At 63.9% G+C, this 16,716-nt stretch carries 13 protein-coding genes; 12 read left to right on the top strand and 1 reads right to left on the bottom strand.

Annotation, left to right across the window (positions count from 1 at the left end; genetic code table 11):
• Position 1: 1 nt before the first annotated feature.
• The 6 genes from ACN9MY_RS24125 to ACN9MY_RS24100 all read left to right on the top strand — a co-directional run bounded on the left by ACN9MY_RS24125 (position 2) and on the right by ACN9MY_RS24100 (position 6,550).
• On the top strand, positions 2 to 1,006 hold the full coding sequence (locus ACN9MY_RS24125; protein ID WP_426336245.1) for a ligase-associated DNA damage response exonuclease: 1,005 nt from the start codon (positions 2 to 4) through the stop codon (positions 1,004 to 1,006).
• Positions 999 to 2,633: an ATP-dependent DNA ligase gene (locus tag ACN9MY_RS24120; protein WP_426336244.1), complete on the top strand. Its 1,635-nt coding sequence runs from the start codon at positions 999 to 1,001 to the stop codon at positions 2,631 to 2,633. Before ACN9MY_RS24125 ends, ACN9MY_RS24120 begins: the two co-directional genes overlap by 8 nt.
• Positions 2,630 to 5,161 (top strand): ligase-associated DNA damage response DEXH box helicase, encoded by a 2,532-nt coding sequence (locus ACN9MY_RS24115; protein WP_426336243.1) that lies wholly within the window; start codon positions 2,630 to 2,632, stop codon positions 5,159 to 5,161. The genes ACN9MY_RS24120 and ACN9MY_RS24115 overlap by 4 nt, the downstream gene beginning before the upstream one ends.
• Entirely contained in the window at positions 5,158 to 5,814 is a 657-nt protein-coding gene (gene pdeM, locus ACN9MY_RS24110; RefSeq protein ID WP_426336242.1) for a ligase-associated DNA damage response endonuclease PdeM, read from the top strand. The genes ACN9MY_RS24115 and pdeM overlap by 4 nt, the downstream gene beginning before the upstream one ends.
• A gap of 129 nt (positions 5,815 to 5,943) precedes the next feature.
• Positions 5,944 to 6,288: a KGG domain-containing protein gene (locus tag ACN9MY_RS24105; protein WP_426163458.1), complete on the top strand. Its 345-nt coding sequence runs from the start codon at positions 5,944 to 5,946 to the stop codon at positions 6,286 to 6,288.
• Positions 6,289 to 6,313: 25 nt separating this feature from the next.
• Positions 6,314 to 6,550 (top strand): hypothetical protein, encoded by a 237-nt coding sequence (locus ACN9MY_RS24100; RefSeq protein WP_426163456.1) that lies wholly within the window; start codon positions 6,314 to 6,316, stop codon positions 6,548 to 6,550.
• A gap of 45 nt (positions 6,551 to 6,595) precedes the next feature.
• On the opposite strand, the gene ACN9MY_RS24095 is transcribed toward ACN9MY_RS24100, so the two are convergent.
• On the bottom strand, positions 6,596 to 8,854 hold the full coding sequence (locus ACN9MY_RS24095) for a catecholate siderophore receptor Fiu (protein ID WP_426336241.1): 2,259 nt from the start codon (positions 8,852 to 8,854) through the stop codon (positions 6,596 to 6,598).
• A 170-nt stretch (positions 8,855 to 9,024) separates the two neighbouring features.
• On the opposite strand from ACN9MY_RS24095, the gene ACN9MY_RS24090 reads away from it, so the two are divergent.
• The 6 genes from ACN9MY_RS24090 to ACN9MY_RS24065 all read left to right on the top strand — a co-directional run bounded on the left by ACN9MY_RS24090 (position 9,025) and on the right by ACN9MY_RS24065 (position 16,388).
• A complete protein-coding gene (locus ACN9MY_RS24090) occupies positions 9,025 to 9,660 on the top strand; it encodes a PepSY-associated TM helix domain-containing protein (RefSeq protein ID WP_426318833.1) in 636 nt (211 codons plus the stop codon).
• A 10-nt stretch (positions 9,661 to 9,670) separates the two neighbouring features.
• On the top strand, positions 9,671 to 10,186 hold the full coding sequence (locus ACN9MY_RS24085) for a DUF2271 domain-containing protein (RefSeq protein ID WP_426336240.1): 516 nt from the start codon (positions 9,671 to 9,673) through the stop codon (positions 10,184 to 10,186).
• Positions 10,187 to 10,195: 9 nt separating this feature from the next.
• Positions 10,196 to 11,023, top strand: coding sequence for a DUF4198 domain-containing protein (locus tag ACN9MY_RS24080; RefSeq protein ID WP_426336239.1), 828 nt, complete (start codon positions 10,196 to 10,198; stop codon positions 11,021 to 11,023).
• A gap of 4 nt (positions 11,024 to 11,027) precedes the next feature.
• Positions 11,028 to 12,068: an FAD:protein FMN transferase gene (locus tag ACN9MY_RS24075; protein ID WP_426336238.1), complete on the top strand. Its 1,041-nt coding sequence runs from the start codon at positions 11,028 to 11,030 to the stop codon at positions 12,066 to 12,068.
• Positions 12,065 to 13,432 carry a sulfite reductase subunit alpha gene (locus ACN9MY_RS24070; RefSeq protein WP_426336237.1) on the top strand — a complete coding sequence of 456 codons (1,368 nt, stop codon included), beginning with the start codon at positions 12,065 to 12,067 and terminating at the stop codon, positions 13,430 to 13,432. Before ACN9MY_RS24075 ends, ACN9MY_RS24070 begins: the two co-directional genes overlap by 4 nt.
• 208 nt (positions 13,433 to 13,640) lie before the next feature.
• Entirely contained in the window at positions 13,641 to 16,388 is a 2,748-nt protein-coding gene (locus ACN9MY_RS24065) for a TonB-dependent receptor domain-containing protein (RefSeq protein ID WP_426163440.1), read from the top strand.
• Positions 16,389 to 16,716: the final 328 nt, after the last annotated feature.

Below are 16,716 nucleotides of genomic sequence, written 5' to 3'. Positions count from 1 at the left end.
GATGGCCGACATGGTAGTCGTGCGCAGAGAGGGCCTGTATTGCGTGCCGGGCGGGTTCTATATCGACCCCTGGCGCCCTGTGGAACGCGCCGTGATCACGCATGGCCATGGCGACCATGCACGTCCCGGTCACGCGCACTACCTGTGCGCCGCGCCGGGCATCGGCATCTTGCGCGCTCGCCTGGGCCAGGTAAACGTCCAGGGTCTCGAATATGGCGAGGCGCTGGAGCACCTTGGCGTGCGCATCTCGCTGCACCCGGCCGGGCATGTCCTCGGCTCGGCGCAAGTGCGCATGGAATACCAAGGCGAGGTATGGGTTGCCTCGGGCGACTACAAGGTGGAGCCCGATGCCACCTGTGCGGCGTTCGAACCGGTGCGCTGCCACTGCTTCATCACGGAGTCCACTTTCGGCCTGCCAATCTACCGCTGGCAGGCGCAGCAGGCGATTTTCGACGACATGAATGCCTGGTGGCGCCGCAATGCGCAAGAAGGGCGATGCAGCGTCATGCTGTGCTACGCGTTTGGCAAGGCGCAGCGCATCCTGAGCGGGCTCGATCCTTCGATTGGTCCTATCGTCTGCCACGGAGCGGTGGAGCCCTTGAACCGGATATATCGGGAGGGCGGCGTTGCGCTGCCGCCGACGGTGATGGTGGGCGATGTGGACAAGGCAGCGCTGCGCCAGGCGCTCGTACTGGCGCCGCCATCGGCTGCCGGGTCGCCGTGGATACGCCGCTTCGGTGATTTCAGCGATGCCTTTGCCAGCGGCTGGATGCAATTGCGCGGCGCGCGCCGGCGACGGGCGGTAGACCGCGGTTTCGTGTTGTCCGACCATGCCGACTGGCCGGGCTTGATGCAAGCCATTCGCGCCACCGGGGCGCAACGGGTGATCGTCACGCATGGCTCGATTCCGGTCATGGTGCGCTGGCTGTGCCAGAACGGCTATGACGCCAAGGGCTTCGATACCGAATACGGCGACGAGGAGGCAGGGGAGGCGGGCGATGCGTGAGTTTGCCCGCCTGTATGCGGAACTGGATGAAACCACGTCCACCAAGCGCAAGCTGGAAGCGCTGCAAGCCTATTTCAGCAAGGCAGCACCGGAGAATGCGGCGTGGGCCGTGTATTTCCTGGCCGGCGGCAAGCCGCGGCAGGCGGTCCCGGTCAAGTTGCTGCGCCAGTATGCGACGGAGTATGCGGGACTGGATGAATGGCTGTTTGATGAGTGCTACAACGCGGTCGGCGACCTGGCAGAGACGATCGCCCACATCCTGCCGGCGCCAAACCTGGAGAGCGACGTCGGCCTGGCGGAGTGGATCGAGCAGCGCATCGCGCCTTTGCGCGGTGCTGCACCGGACGAGGTGCGGGCCGCCCTGTTCCGCTATTGGGACGAACTGGAGACCCGCGAACGGTTCCTGCTGGTGAAACTGATCGGCGGCGGTTTCCGTGTTGGCGTGTCGCGCCTGCTGGTCACCCGTGCGCTCAGCGCCATCGCAGCGGTGGACAGCAAGCTGGTGGCGCAGCGGCTCATGGGCTGGACCGATGGCAGGGTGCGGCCGACGGCGCAAGGCTTCCTGCAGCTGATTGCGGCGCCGTCCGCGACCGAGCATGCGGAGCGCGGCGGGCAGCCCTACCCATTTTTCCTGGCCCATGCCTTGCAGGCCGATCCCGCTACGCTGGGCGACCTGGCGGCCTGGCAGGTCGAGTGGAAATACGACGGCATGCGCACGCAGCTTGTGTCACGCGCAGGACTGAATTTCCTGTGGTCGCGCGGCGAGGACCTGATCACTGAACGCTTCCCTGAACTGGCGTCCCTCCGCCTGCCGCAGGGGACGGTGATCGATGGCGAAATCCTGGTCTGGCCGCAAGGCGATGCGCCGGCGCCTTTCGCAGCGCTGCAGAAGCGCATCGGTCGCAAGCTGCTCAGCGCGAAGCTGCTGGCCGAACTTCCTGCAGTACTGGTGGCGTATGATTTGCTGGAGCTCGACGGCGTCGACGTTCGCCAGTTGCCGCAGCACGAGCGGCGCGCCTTGCTGGAGCAGTTGGTGGCGCAGGTAGCGCAGCCGCAGCTGCGCCTGTCGCCGCTGGTGCTGGCGGAGGACTGGGGGCAACTGGCGCAGGTCCGCATGGAATCGCGGGCACGGGGCGTGGAAGGCATGATGCTGAAAGCGAAGGATGCTCAGTATGGCGTCGGCCGCACCAAGGACGTGGGCACCTGGTGGAAGTGGAAGATCGACCCTTTCAGCGTTGATGCGGTACTGGTCTATGCACAGGCCGGACATGGCCGGCGCGCTTCGCTGTACACCGACTATACCTTTGCGGTATGGGACAGCGACGGGGAGGGCGAGCGCAAGCTGGTGCCATTTGCCAAGGCTTACTCCGGCTTGACCGATGCCGAAATCGCGCAGGTGGATAACGCGGTGCGACGCACGACCGTCGAGCGCTTCGGGCCGGTGCGCAGCGTGCGGCCGACCATGGTGTTCGAGATCGGATTCGAAGGGATTGCGCTGTCGCCGCGCCACAAGTCTGGCATCGCGGTGCGTTTCCCGCGCATCCTGCGGCGGCGCGACGACAAGGCCGTCGAGGATGCCGATACGCTCGACACCTTGCGTGGCTTGCTGGTGCAGGCGCCGCCATGAGTCCCGCCGTCCCCCGTCCGCGTCCCTTGCCGCGCCGCCAGCCGCCAGTGCCACCCGGCGAGGCGCCGCAACCTGCACGGCTGCCTGCCTCCGGCTCACCGGCAGGCCCTTCGCGTGAGATAGTGGAGGAATGGTTTGCAACGCGCGGCTGGTCGGTCTTTCCCTTCCAGCGCGAGGTATGGGATGCGGCACGGCGCGGCGAGTCCGGCCTGCTGCATGCCACGACCGGCTCCGGCAAGACGCTGGCCGTCTGGCTGGCGGCTTTGCAGCGCGCGAGGGCCAGCCGCAAGCCGGGCCTGCGCCTGCTCTGGGTCACGCCGATGCGGGCGCTTGCGGCAGACACCCTGCGCGCGCTGCAGACCTCCGCCGCCGACTTGTTGCCCGCCTGGCAAATCGAATCGCGCACCGGCGACACCGACAGTGGAACCCGAGCCAGGCAAGCGCGCGTCCTGCCGCATGCACTGGTGACGACGCCGGAAAGCCTCAGCGTCCTGCTTAGCCGCCCGGAAGCGAGCGAACTGTTCGCGCAACTGGACATGCTGGTGGTCGACGAATGGCATGAGTTGATGGGCAACAAGCGCGGCGTGCAAGCCCAGCTTGCGCTGGCGCGGTTGCGCAGCTGGCAGCCTGGCTTGGTGGTGTGGGGCCTGTCGGCCACCCTTGGCAACCTGCAGCAGGCGCGCGACGTGCTGGCGCCGCATGGCGCAATCGTCGAAGGCCACCTGCGCAAGGAGGTTCTGGTCGATACCCTGGTGCCCGACCACCCATCGCGCTTTCCCTGGGCCGGCCACCTGGGCCTGCAGATGCTGGTACCGGTCGCCAACGAGATCGCGCAACACGCCAGCACGCTGGTGTTCTGCAACACCCGCTCCCAGGCCGAATTGTGGTACCAGAACCTGCTCGATGCGCGACCCGAGTGGGCGGGCGCGCTTGCCCTGCACCACGGATCGCTCGACAAGCAAGTACGAGAATGGGTAGAGCAGGGCCTCAAGCAGGGCAAGCTCAAAGCCGTGGTCTGCACGTCGAGCCTCGACCTTGGCGTCGACTTCCTGCCGGTGGAGCGGGTACTGCAGATCGGCAGCGCCAAAGGCATCGCTCGCCTGCTGCAGCGCGCCGGACGCTCGGGGCACGCGCCAGGCCGCACTTCGCGCGCGACGCTGGTGCCGACGCATAGCCTGGAACTGCTGGAGGCGGCAGGCGCCATCGAGGCGGTGCGCGAACGCCGGGTGGAACCCCGGCCGCCGCCGGAAAAGCCGCTGGATGTGCTGGTCCAGCACCTCGTGACGGTGGCGCTGGGCGGCGGCTTCCGCAGTGAGGAACTGATGGCCGAAGTGCGAACGGCATGGTCTTATCGCGCGCTAAGCCAGGAGGAATGGCAATGGGCCCTGGACTTCGTGGCGCGCGGCGGACAAAGCCTGTCCGCCTATCCCGAATACCGCCGTGTGCTGCCGGACGAGGAGGGCATTTACCGCGTGCCCGATGCAGCCATCGCGCGCCGCCATCGAATGGGCATCGGCACCATTGTTTCGGAAGCGACGGTGCAGGTGAAATACATGAACGGCTCCGCGCTTGGCAGCGTGGAGGAAGGCTTTATCGCGCGCCTGGCCAAAGGCGACCACTTCCTGTTCGGCGGCCGCATTCTCGAATTCGTGCGCATGCATGAAATGACGGCCTTCGTGCGGCGCGCTACGGGCGCCAAGGGGGCTGTTCCGCGCTGGCAGGGCGGCAAGATGCCATTGTCGTCCGAGCTGGCGCACGCCGCGCTAGAGCAGTTGCGGCGTGCCACGGAGGGCTGCTACGCGGGACCGGAAATGCAGGCCATCAAGCCGCTGCTCGATATCCAGCAGCGCTGGTCGGCGCTCCCAACACCGGATACTACCGTGATCGAGGCGATGGAAAGCAGGGAGGGACACCATCTGTTCGTCTATCCCTTCGCCGGGCGCTCGGTGCACATCGGCCTGGCGTCGTTGCTGGCGTATCGCATTGCCCGCGCGCGGCCCGCGACGTTTTCGATCGCCGTCAACGATTACGGTTTTGAATTGCTGGCGCCGGAGGCGCTGCCGTGGCGCGAGGCACTGGACGAGGGCGGCGCCTTCACGACGGAGAACTTGCTGGAAGATGTGTTGGCCAGCCTGAATGCCAGCGAGTTGTCGCAGCGGCGGTTCCGCGAGATTGCGCGCATCGCCGGATTGATCTTCCAGGGCTTTCCGGGCCAGCCGAAAAGCAATCGCCAATTGCAGGCCTCTTCGTCCTTGTTCTTTGAAGTCTTTCGCAAGCACGACGCCAACAACCTGCTGCTGACGCAGGCCCAGCGCGAAGTGCTCGAGCAAGAGCTTGAACTGGGGCGCTTGCGTGCCACGCTGCAGGACTTGCAGCGGCGCCGGCCCAGCTTCCATGAAGTGCGCCGCGCCACGCCGTTCGGCTTCGCGTTGATGGTGGAACGCTTCCGCGAGAAGCTGACGACCGAAAGGCTGTCCGATCGCGTCGCCCGCATGCTGCGTGAGCTGGAAAAGGCCGCCGGTCCATGAATTCCGTCGCAACCGAACTGGCAGGCGAGCGCGTGCTGCTGTTGCCGCAAAAGGCACTGTACTGGCCGGCTGCGAAAACCTTGATGGTGGCGGACGTCCATTTCGGCAAAGCGGCCAGCTTCCGCGCGCTGGGCGTACCGGTGCCGCGCGGGACGACAAGCGAAAACCTTGCCGTGCTCGAAACCTTGCTAACGACGCATGACACGCAACGCATCGTTTTTCTCGGCGACTTCCTGCACGCGAGGCCCGCGCAGGCGCCGGCAACATTGCAGGCCATGCTAGATTGGCGCAGCCGGCATCGCGATCTGGCGCTGCTGCTGGTGCGCGGCAACCATGACTGGCACGCGGGCGATCCATCCACGCTGCTCGACGTAACGATGGCCGACGAGCCGTATGCCTGCGGCCCGTTCGCCCTGTGCCACCATCCCGATGTGGCTTGCGAAGGCTATGCCGTTGCTGGCCACGTGCATCCCGTGTTTCACCTACGCACCGCGCGCGAGTCGTTGCGCTTGCCTTGCTTTCTGCTTGGCACTACGCGCGCCATCTTGCCGGCCTTTGGCGCCTTTACTGGCGGGCACTCTTTGATTCCGGAAACCACGGACAGGGTGTATGTTGTGGCCGATGATGCGGTTTTCCCAATAGAAAAAAGGTAGGCGATATCCTACATTTGTCGCGCTGAACGTCCTATATTACCTGTACAGTGCTTGCACTAACATGAGTTCTCCCGCGCCTACGGTAAGGGGCGGGGGTCTTTTCCACCGAACCAAGCAGGGGGACGAATCATGGCTTCGAACAATCCAGGCGACAAACGCGGCAACCGGCAGGACAGTCCTTCCGGCAGCAAGCAAAGTGCACGTGGCTTTGCCTCCATGGACCCACAACGCCAGAGGGAAATTGCTTCCGAAGGCGGCCGCGCAGCCCACCAGAAGGGCACGGCACACGAATTCACTTCCGAGGAAGCACGCCGCGCCGGCAGCATGAGCCACAAGAACGATGGCAACCGCCAGAGCGGTTCACGTGGCAACGCCAGCCGTACCGAGCAGCAACCCAGCCAGGGCCAGCAGGAGTTCAGCAAGGACTACCAGCAGGACTATCAGGGCAACAAGCAGGGTGGCGATAAGTACTAAGTTTCATTGATGTAAGGAGGCCAGCATGGGAAGGCCTGACAAACCCAGTAAGGACACGGAGAACCAGCAAAACTTTGTGCTGGTCGATACAGAGCATCCGGAAATAGCCAACGCCGAGGTTCCGGAGGGGCAGATCCGCCGCGCCGACCGACCTTTGCCGGGTAACCGGCAAAGTGCCACGGAAAGCGGTTCGCGGCAGGGCGGCAGTGGATTGGGCACCGAAGGCGGTGCGCCAGGGCCGGATGCAAGTTCCGGCGTTTGAATAAAAAGGCGGGCTGCGAGCCCGCCTTTCTTTTTGCCACGATCCTTAGAACTGGAAGGATGCGGTCGCCTTGGCAATACGCGGGGCACCGATCACGAAGCGTGAGCCGCCATTGTTCAGGCTGGAGAGGTAGAACTTGTCGAACACGTTGTACACGTTCAGCTGCAACGACACGTTCTTCGACAGCTGGTAGGCCGCCATGGCATCGACCACGGTATACGACGGCATCGACGGCATATTGGTCTTGGCCGCGTCGCCGGTCGGATCGACCAGGCGGTACTGGGTACCGGTGTAGCGCGCGCCGCCGCCCAAGCTCAGCTTGTCGTTCAGCTTGTAGTTGGTCCACAGGGTAGCGCTCTTTTTCGGCGACCAGCGGGTTGCCGCGCCCAGGCCATTGTTGCCGGCGCCGGTATTGCTTTCCTTGATCTCGGTGTCCATGAAGGCGACGCCGGCGATCACGCTCCAGGCATTGGTGACCTGGCCGACGGCGCCCAGCTCCACGCCTTGCACCTGGCGCTTGCCCAACTGGCCCCAGGTGTTGGTCACTTCATCGATCTTGACCGGGATTTCATCCTTGTTGGTGGTGCGGTAGAGGGCGGCGGTCAGGGCCAGCTGCTTCTGGATCACGTCCCACTTGGTACCCAGTTCCACGTTGGTCGTGGTTTGCGGCTTCAGGGCAGCGCTGTTGATGTTGGCGTTCGTGCCCTGGGCCGCCAGCGAAAGGTTGGCGCTGCCCGGCGGGGTCTTCGAGTTGGCATAGGCCAGGTAGATGCTGCCATCGGCCGTTGGCTTGTAGACCAGGCCGGTCTTGTAGCTGCTCAGGTTGCCGGACTTTTCCAGGTGGGCGGCGACCGGCACGGTGCTTGGCGCGGTCACGGTGGCGCTATTGGTCTCCGTGTCGTAGCGCTCGTAGCGCAGGCCTGCGTTCACCAGCCATTGTTCGTTCAGCTTGATGGTGTCGAACAGGTAGGCGCCGACGGTGGTGGTTTCGCCTTTGCTGAACGCGCCGTTCAGATAAGGAGCGAAGCCGTTCAGCGGATCTTTCGGGTTCGGGTTGTACAGGTTGGCAGCGCTGGCGGTGCCGAGGCCGACGCGGGTCGGGGTGAACTGTTCTTCGTTCAGCAACTCGAGGCCGGTCGAGATGGTGTGCTGCACGCCGAAGGCATCGAACTCCGACACGATGTTGGTGGTGTTGGCCAGGATACGGTTTTCCTGCAGCACGCTCTGGCGCGTGCGCGCGACGGTCCAGCTGGCCGGGTTGGCCGCATCCAGCGCCGTAATGGCGTTCACACCGCTCAGGATGCGGTCCATTTTGGACTTGCCATAGCGGGTGGTGTTGGTCAGCTTGGTCTTCGGCGCCAGGTCGTGTTCGATTTTGGCGGTCACCATGTCGGCCTTCACGTCCTCATAGTCGCCGTCCAGGCCGTACCAGTTGTTGCGGTCGACGCGCTGCGCTTTCGCCAGCCATGGATAGGTGCCATTGTAGAAGCCGGCCATGCCCACGCTCGGGATGGCGCCGTCAGGCACGTTGTCCTGGCGGATGTGCTGCGAGTACAGGTAGAGGCGGGTTGGCGTGCCCAGGCCCCAGGCGACGGAAGGCGCGATGCCGCGGCTTTCGCGGTCCAGTGCGCGGCTGCCTTTTTGCGAACCGTCGGAACCCATCAGGTTCAGGCGGAAGGCGCCGCTGCTGCCGAAGGCGCGCTGCACGTCGGCGGTCAGGCGCTTGACGCCGCCCTGGGTGAAGGCGACGGTGCCGGAAACGGCATCCTCGCGTACCGGCGTCTTGGAGACCAGGTTGATATAGCCGGCGGCAGCGCCGCGGCCGATGTCGGCGCCCGCCGGGCCCTTCACCACTTCCACCTGTTCCAGGTTGAAGGCGTCGCGCGAGACGGCGCCCAGGTCGCGGATGCCGTCGACGAAGATCGAGGACTGGGCCGAGAAGCCGCGCATCTGGAAGGTATCGCCGGCACTGGTGTTGCCGTTTTCGCCCAGTTGCAGGGTGATGCCCGGCGTGTTCTGGAGGGCTTCCATTACGGACGCAGCGCCTTGCTCCTGCAGCAATTCCTTCTTGATGACGGTAATGGTTTGCGGGGTGTCCACCAGCGGGGCAGTCAGTTTTGGCGAAGACGCGCGGTCGGCCTTGTAGGCGACGTCGGCGGCGGCTTCGACCTTGACTTCGGCCATGGTCTTTTCTTGTGCCTGGGCCTGGACGGACAGGGGCAGGCCGATGGCGGCCATGGCGAGCAGGGATTGGTTCAGCAGCGGCTGGGCGGCCAGCGTGTGCTTGCGGCTACGGATGGTCAAAATTCTCTCCAGATTTGATGCAGTTGATGTTTGGCGGCTGGCTGCATCCGTCAAACTGGAGGTGGCTGGCGATAGCGGGTATGTAAAGCAATGTAAATGATAACGATTCTCAATTGCATTGGCAAGCCCGGTGCATTATCATCCGGTATTCACTTATGGAAAGTAACAACTTGGGCAGTCCAGAAATCCAGGCCAAGCGCGCAGTTTGGCTCAAACTCCTGCACGAATGGCATTGGGTCAGTTCGGCCATGTGCCTGCTCGGCATGTTCCTGTTTGCGATCACCGGCATCACCCTGAATCACGCCAGCCAGATCGAGGCCAAGCCGTCTGTGGTGCGCAAGCAGGCCACGGCGCCAGACTCCCTGGTCGGCGAACTGCATGCCTTCGCCGAAAAGCACGACGGCGAAAAAGCGCCGTTGCCGGAAGCGGGCGAGCGCTGGCTGCGCGAAACGTGGTCCATCAAGGCCGGCGGGCGCGAGGCCGAATGGTCGGCCGACGAAGTTTACCTGCCGATGCCGAAGGCGGGCGGCGATGCCTGGGTGCGCATCGGCCTGGAGGATGGCGCTGCGGAATTCGAAAACACGGACCGCGGCTGGATTTCGTGGTTGAACGACGTCCACAAGGGCCGCAATACCGGTGCGGCCTGGAACTGGTTCATCGATATCTTTGCGGCGGCCTGCCTGGTGTTCTGCATTACCGGTTTGCTGATCCTGAAATTCCACGCGGCCAAGCGGCCGTTCACCTGGCCGATGGTTGGCCTGGGTGTCGTTATTCCCTGTGTTATCGCTTTGCTCTACATTCATTAAGGACCTCTGTATGAAACTTCGCTATTCCATCGCCGTCGGCTTGCCGCTGGTGAGCGCGTCCGCGATGGCGGCCGACCTGACGCTGAAATTCGAACTCCCGCAACTGAACGTCGCTGAATACCACCGCCCATATGTGGCGGCCTGGCTGGAGAACGCGGACCAGAAGGTCGTGACCAACCTGGCCGTGCTGTACGACGTGAAGAAGAAGGACAATGCCGGTACCAAGTGGCTGAAGGATATGCGCCAGTGGTGGCGCAAGGCGGGCCGCGACGTCGAAATGCCGATGGATGGCGTGAGCGGCGCCACCCGCGCACCGGGCGAAGTTTCGCTGAGCTTCCCGGTCGCGAAAGATGCGTTGAACAAGCTCCCGGCCGGCAATTACCAGCTGGTGGTGGAAGCTGCGCGCGAAGCGGGCGGCCGCGAGCTGGTGAAAGTGCCGGTGGCATGGCCGCCCAAGTCGGCGCAGTCCTTCTCCGCCAAGGGCAAGGAAGAACTGGGCGACGTGACCGTGCAAGTCAAACCATAAGGAGCCGCCATGAAGCTGAGCAAATCCCTGATCGCGCTGGCACTGGCCGGCGCCGCTTTCAGTGCACAGGCGCACAAGCCGTGGCTGCTGCCTTCGTCTTCCCTGGTTGATTCCAAGGAGCCTTGGGTGACCGTGGACGCCGCGATTTCCGAAGGCCTGTTCGACGTCGACCACCAGCCGCTGAAGCTCGACGGCATTTCGATTACCGGCCCTGATGGCGCCAAGGTCGACATGCAGAACGCGCTGACCGGCCGCCTGCGTTCCACCTTCGATGTGAAGATGGCCAAGCCGGGCACGTACAAGATCGCACTGGTGAGCCAGTCGGTCATGGCGAGCTGGAAGGTCAATGGCGAGATGAAGCGCTGGCGCGGTTCCGAGGCGGAACTGGCGGCCAACGTGCCGGCCAATGCGGAAGAACTCAATGTGTCGCGCACAGCCAGCCGGCTGGAGACCTTCGTCAGCGCCAACAAGACCGATGAAGCGGTGTTCAAGCCGAGCGGCGTTGGCCTGGAACTGGTGCCGGTGACGCACCCGAACGACATGCGCGCGGGCGAGCAGGCCACCTGGCGCTTCCTGCTGGACGGCAAGCCGGCAGCCAACCAGGCCTTCAGCCTGATTCCGGGTGGCGTGCGCTATCGCGGCACGCTGGGCGAGATCCGCATGGCGACCGATGCCAAGGGCGAGATCAGCTTCAAGATTCCGGAAGCGGGCATGTACCTGGTGTCCAGCAGCTGGCCTGCAGCCGCCGCGCCGCAAGCCGGCCAGCAGCCGGGCCCGCGCCAGATGCCGCCGCGCCGCGTGACTTACGCGGCGACGGTGGAAGTACTGCCGCAGTAAGCAGGTGCGCCGGGTACTGCTGCCGCCCACCATCTCCGCCGAGCCAGCGCCGGCGGGGGCGGGCATCGTCGATTTCGGCGGCGCCAGCATGGGCACCACCTGGTCGGCGCGGGTAGCGCTGGCGCCTGGCGCCATGGCCGCCGGCGTGCCGCTGCGGGCCGCCAGCCTACAGGCCGGCTTGCAGGAGCAGTTGGACCAGGTGGTGCGCGAGATGAGCCATTGGGAGCCGGCCTCCGACCTGGGCCGCTTCAACCGCGCCGGCGCCTGTACCTGGCATGTGCTGCCAGCCGGCTTTTTCGAAGTGCTGAAATACGCGCTCGAGGTTGCGCGCGAGACCGGGGGCGCCTGCGATCCCTGCGCCGGCCTGCTGGTGAACCTGTGGGGCTTCGGCCCGACCGGCCGCCATGACGAAGCCGGTTTCGTGCCGCCCAGTGCACGCGATGTGGCGACCGTGCGCGCCGGCATGGCGGGTCGCACGGTGGAACTGGATGCCGCGCGCAAGCGCGCCTTCCAGCCCGGCGGGGTGCAGCTTGATTTGTCGGCAGTGGCCAAGGGCTTCGGCGTGGACAGGCTGGCGCAATACCTCGAAGCCCAGGGCTGCCGCCACTATCTGGTTGAAGTCGGCGGCGAGCTGCGCGGCGCCGGCTTCAAGCCCGATGGCCAGCCCTGGTGGGTAGCGCTGGAAGAACCGCCGGCGCCAGGCGCCGGCCGCGCGGGTGAAATCGCCGTCGCGCTGCATGGGCTGGCCGTCGCCACCTCCGGCGACTACCGCAAGTATTTCATGCAGGATGCCGAGCGGCGACCGCATACCATCGATCCGCGCAACGGCATGCCGATCTCCAATGCGCTGGCTTCGGTCACGGTGGTGCACGAAAGCGCGATGGCCGCCGATGCCTGGTCCACCGCGCTGACGGTGCTTGGCCCTGAACAAGGGCTGGCACTGGCAGAACGCAGGGGCCTGGCCGCGCGCTTCCTGCTGCGCGAACGGAAGGGGCTGCGCGAAATCCTCAGCAGCCGCTTCCAGAAAATGCTTGAAGAAGAATGATCCTGACGAACGACCCGACCCGCCTCGGCCTGACAGCCGCCATGATTGCCGGCTATGGCCTGGTATGCCTGCTGCCCTGGCTGCGCGCGCGGCGCGCCCGCGCTGCTACGCAGGCTGCGCGCGCGGCGGCGGGCGACTCGCCCTGGCTGGTGGCCTACGCCAGCCAGACCGGCAATGCCGAGCTGCTGGCGCGCCAGACCAGCGAAACCCTGCGCGTGGCCGGCATTGCGAACCAGTTGTGCGCCTTCGACGAACTCGACGCGGCGACGCTGCAGGCGGCCGAACGCGTGCTGTTCCTGGCGTCGACCTACGGCGAAGGCGATCCGCCCGACGCCGCAGCGCGCTTTGCACAGCGCCTGATGGCGCGCAGCGACCTCCAGCTGGGGCGCATGCATTACGCCGTGCTGGCGCTGGGCGACAGCGCCTATGGCAGCTTTTGCGGCTTCGGCCGCGCGCTCGACGCCTGGCTGGCGGAGCGCGGCGCGCAAGCGCTGTTCCCGCGCATCGAAGTCGACCGCAGCGCCGCGCCCGCCATCGCGGCCTGGCGCCAGCAATTGAGCCACCTGGCAGGCACCAGCGATGCGCCGGACTGGGATGCGCCCGATTTCGCGGAATGGCGCCTGGCCGAACGGCGCCAGCTCAATCCTGGCAGCGCCGGTGCGCCGATCTACCACCTTGAACTGGAGCCGATGCCAGGCCAGCCGCTGCCGGCCTGGCAATCGGGCGACCTGGTGCAGGTCGCGGCGCCAGCCGATCCCGATCGCCCGCGCGAATATTCGATCGCCTCCATCCCGCCCGATGGCAGGGTGCACCTGCTGGTCCGCCTGCACCGCCATGGCGACGGCAGCCACGGCCTGGCATCGGGCTGGCTGACGCAGCAGGCCGAGGCGGGCGCCATGGTGCGCCTGCGCCTGCGCGAGCACCGCCGTTTCCGGCTCGAGGCAAATGCCGCGCGCCCGCTGATCCTGATCGGCAATGGCAGCGGCATCGCCGGACTGCGGGGCCACCTGAAGGCGCGTGCCGCGGCCGGCCAGTCGCGCAACTGGCTGCTGTTTGGCGAACGCGACCCGGCGCATGACGCCTTCTACCACGATGAACTGGACGCCTGGCAACGTGAAGGCATGCTGCCGCGCCTGGACCTGGCCTGGTCGCGCGGCCCGCTTGGCAAGGAGTACGTGCAGGACCTGCTGCTGAGGCACGCCGCCACCGTGCGCGCCTGGGTGGAAGAGGGCGCGGCAATCTACGTGTGCGGTAGCCTGGAAGGCATGGCGGCTGCCGTGGATCGTGCCCTGCGCGAGATATTAACGGAAACAGTTGTGGTTCAAATGGCAAGTTCCGGCCGCTATCGGCGTGATGTCTATTAATTAATAATTTTTTACTGTCGCGTCCAAACAACGAAGGGCTTTGATTTTGTCGAATTAAATTCGGACGATCGATCGGTGCCTCAAATTTTCTCTCAATATTTCAAACTTGTAACAAGTATGAATTCTTGGTAACAGCTTAGCTCTCATAATCCCCGAGCTGACTTTCAAAGTGAAGTCTGTTCATCCATAAACAAAAGGGGAGTAGGGAATGTTTTTCCAGGAGAAAATTGGCGTGCGCTCGGTACGCCTGGCCTTGTCGGCCCTGGCCGTGTTTGCCGCTGGCGCTGCCATTGCGCAGGAAACGCCAATCCAGCGCGTTGAGATCACCGGTTCCGCCATCAAGCGTATCAATGCGGAAGGCTCGCTGCCAGTACAGCGCCTGAACGCCGAGCAGATCGCCAAATCCGGCGCAGCCAACGTCGCCGACCTGATCCAGGCACTGCCTGCCATGCAGGGCTTCCAGGTTGCCGCCATTGCAGCAGGCACCAATTCCGGCGGCAACGTGACCGCTTCGATCCACGATATTGGCGCCAGCTACACCCTGGTACTGCTGAACGGCCGCCGCATTGCCCCGCAAGGTTCCGGCTCGACCATCAACCTGAACGCCATCCCAATGAGCGCGGTTGAGAGCGTCGACATCCTGACTGACGGCGCGTCCGCCCTGTACGGCTCCGACGCGATTGCCGGCGTCATCAACTTCAACCTGAAGAAGAATTACCAGGGCTTCAATATCGAAGCCACCCACAGCCAGCCCACCCAATCGAGCGCAGGCCGCACCAGCAATTTCAACCTGACCTACGGCATGGGCGACCTGGATTCGGACCGCTACAATGTGCTGCTGACCTACCGCAAGGACGAAACTAAGCAGGTGCGCGCGCTGGACCGCGATTTCGCCGACACCGCCTACGTGCCGTTCAACTGGAATGGCAACAGCTATATCTACGACCGCACCAGCCCGGCAGCCATCCCTGCCAACGTGTCGGCCACCTTCAAGTCCGGCGCCGCGCCAATCGGCTTTAACCCGTACCAGAAGAAAAACGGCCAGTGCGCCGCCATGAACCAGCTCTCGTTGAGCAATACCGCCCTGGTGCAGAACTGCGGCTTCGATTTCGTGCAAACCATCGAGATCGTGCCTGAAAACAGCCGCGACAGCTTCTTCGGCAAGGCTACCGTGAAAGCCACCGACAAGATCAATGTATTCGTGGAAGCGGCATACTCGCGCCTGGACCTCACCGCGCGCATCGCGCCGAACACCGCTTCGGTCTCGATCGCCAAGGGCTCGCCGCTGTACAACACCTACGTACGTCCATATATCACCGCTGCGCAAGATACCGATATCAAGAGCGTGACCGCCAGCTACCGTACCTACGACTGGGGCACCCGCGACAGCGAAACCATCACCACGTCCAAGAACCTGGTGCTCGGCGCTGAAGGCGAAATCGGTTCCTGGGGCTTCGGCACCGGCCTGACCTGGTCCCGGAACGCTATCGATGAGCGCTATGTTGGCGGCTACGTCAAGAACACCGAATTCCGCGACATGCTGGCCAAGAACCAGTTCGACCCGTTCCTGGGCATTGGCGGCCAATCCGATGCGACCAAGCAGCTGATCTCCAACTCGGTGTTCAACGGTTCGATCCGCGATGCCTCGACCACCCTGAAGGGCATCGATGCGAAAGCTTCGCACGAACTGTTCCAGTTGCCAGCGGGCGCCGCGCAGATTGCACTGGGCGGCGACTACCGCAACTACCACTACCAGCAGACCCCGCACGCCACCAGCTCGGACATCTTCGGCTTCAGCGCATCGCCAGCCTACGACATGGAGCGTAACAACTACGGCGTATTCGGCGAAGTTAACGTGCCAGTGATCAAGGGCCTCGAGGTGAACGGCGCCGCACGCTACGATACCTTCGAAGCAGTCAAGAACAACCTGGCTAACCGCGACATGGGCAAAAAGGAATCGTCCACCACTTACAAGGTGTCGGCGCGCTGGCAGCCTACGCCATCGTTCCTGATGCGCGGTTCCTATGGCACCGGCTTCAAGGCTCCTTCCATGCTCGATATCGGCCAGCCGCTGGTGTCGGCCGGCTTCACCTCCAACTCGTGGGACTGCCCTGCCAATCTGAAGGCCGAGAATGCGGACTACTGCCAGGTGGGCAAGCGCCAGTACAACGTGCTGTCCGGCGGTAACGAAAACCTGAAGCCAGAGAAGTCCAAGCAGTTCACCATCGGCTTCCGTTTCGAACCGACCAGCAACTTCTCGGTGCAGGCTGACCTGTGGGATGTGAAGATCCGCGACGCCGTGTCGAGCGTGTCGGAAGCGCTGATCTTCGGCGATCCGGTCAAGTACCGCGAACTGTTCACCACTTTCGTCGATCCGGGCAACGGCCAGACCTACTGGGCCAAGAAGACCCTGTCGATCAACATCGGCAAGACCCACAACCAGGGTATCGACTGGGACACCACTTATCGCCACAACTTCTCGTTCGGCAAGCTGACCACCACCCTGAACGGCACCTACCTGATCAAGTCCGACTACACCAAGCCAGGTACGGACAACGACTGGGTGAACAGCATGAACTACTTTGGCGTCAACGATGCCGTGTCGTTCCGCCACATCGTCCGCCTGTCGACCACCCTCGATACCGGCGCGTTCTCCAACTCGCTGGTGGCCAACTACCGCAACGGCTACACTGACGCCGAAGCGACCAGCCGCAACGTTGCCACCAACCAGCTGGAAACTTTCCGCGTGCACGTACCGTCGCACCTGACCTTCGACTGGCAGGGCAAGTGGAAGGTCAACAGCAACGTGTTGCTGCGCGCCGGCATCAAGAACATCGCCGACCGCAACCCACCGTTCTCGCTGCGCGCTTCGTCCGGCCACCAGGTTGGCTTCGACCCACGCTACGCCGATCCGCTGGGCCGTACTTTCTACCTGACCGGCGGCTATACCTTCTAAGTCAGCCAGGCAGTTGCAAAAACGCCCCGCGCGCGTCAGCGTCGGGGCGTTTTTTCTTTCAGTCAAGTATAAATACATTTCAATTAAGTATCAGTACAATTCATTACAAGCACACCTTTCTCGGATGTTGCAAGTTCTGGTTGATAGAAATCCATTTGAATTGAATAAGATTCTAGTGTTGTTGCGTTAAAACTACATTTGCACAGTTTTTTGGCAAATTTAATTCCGATTCTTTCGCTATCTTGCGAATTTTCCCTTTAACTTTTAGAAATGTAATACTCCGGCATGAAATTGCTTGTTTGCTCCCCCCATAATCCGCGGTCGGTGA

The sequence above is a fragment of the Pseudoduganella sp. R-31 genome (genome assembly GCF_049913235.1).
Taxonomy (GTDB): Bacteria; Pseudomonadota; Gammaproteobacteria; order Burkholderiales; family Burkholderiaceae_D; genus Rugamonas.
The sequence above is the reverse complement of the archived record's forward strand: the minus strand, read 5'-3'. Positions and strand labels throughout refer to the sequence as shown.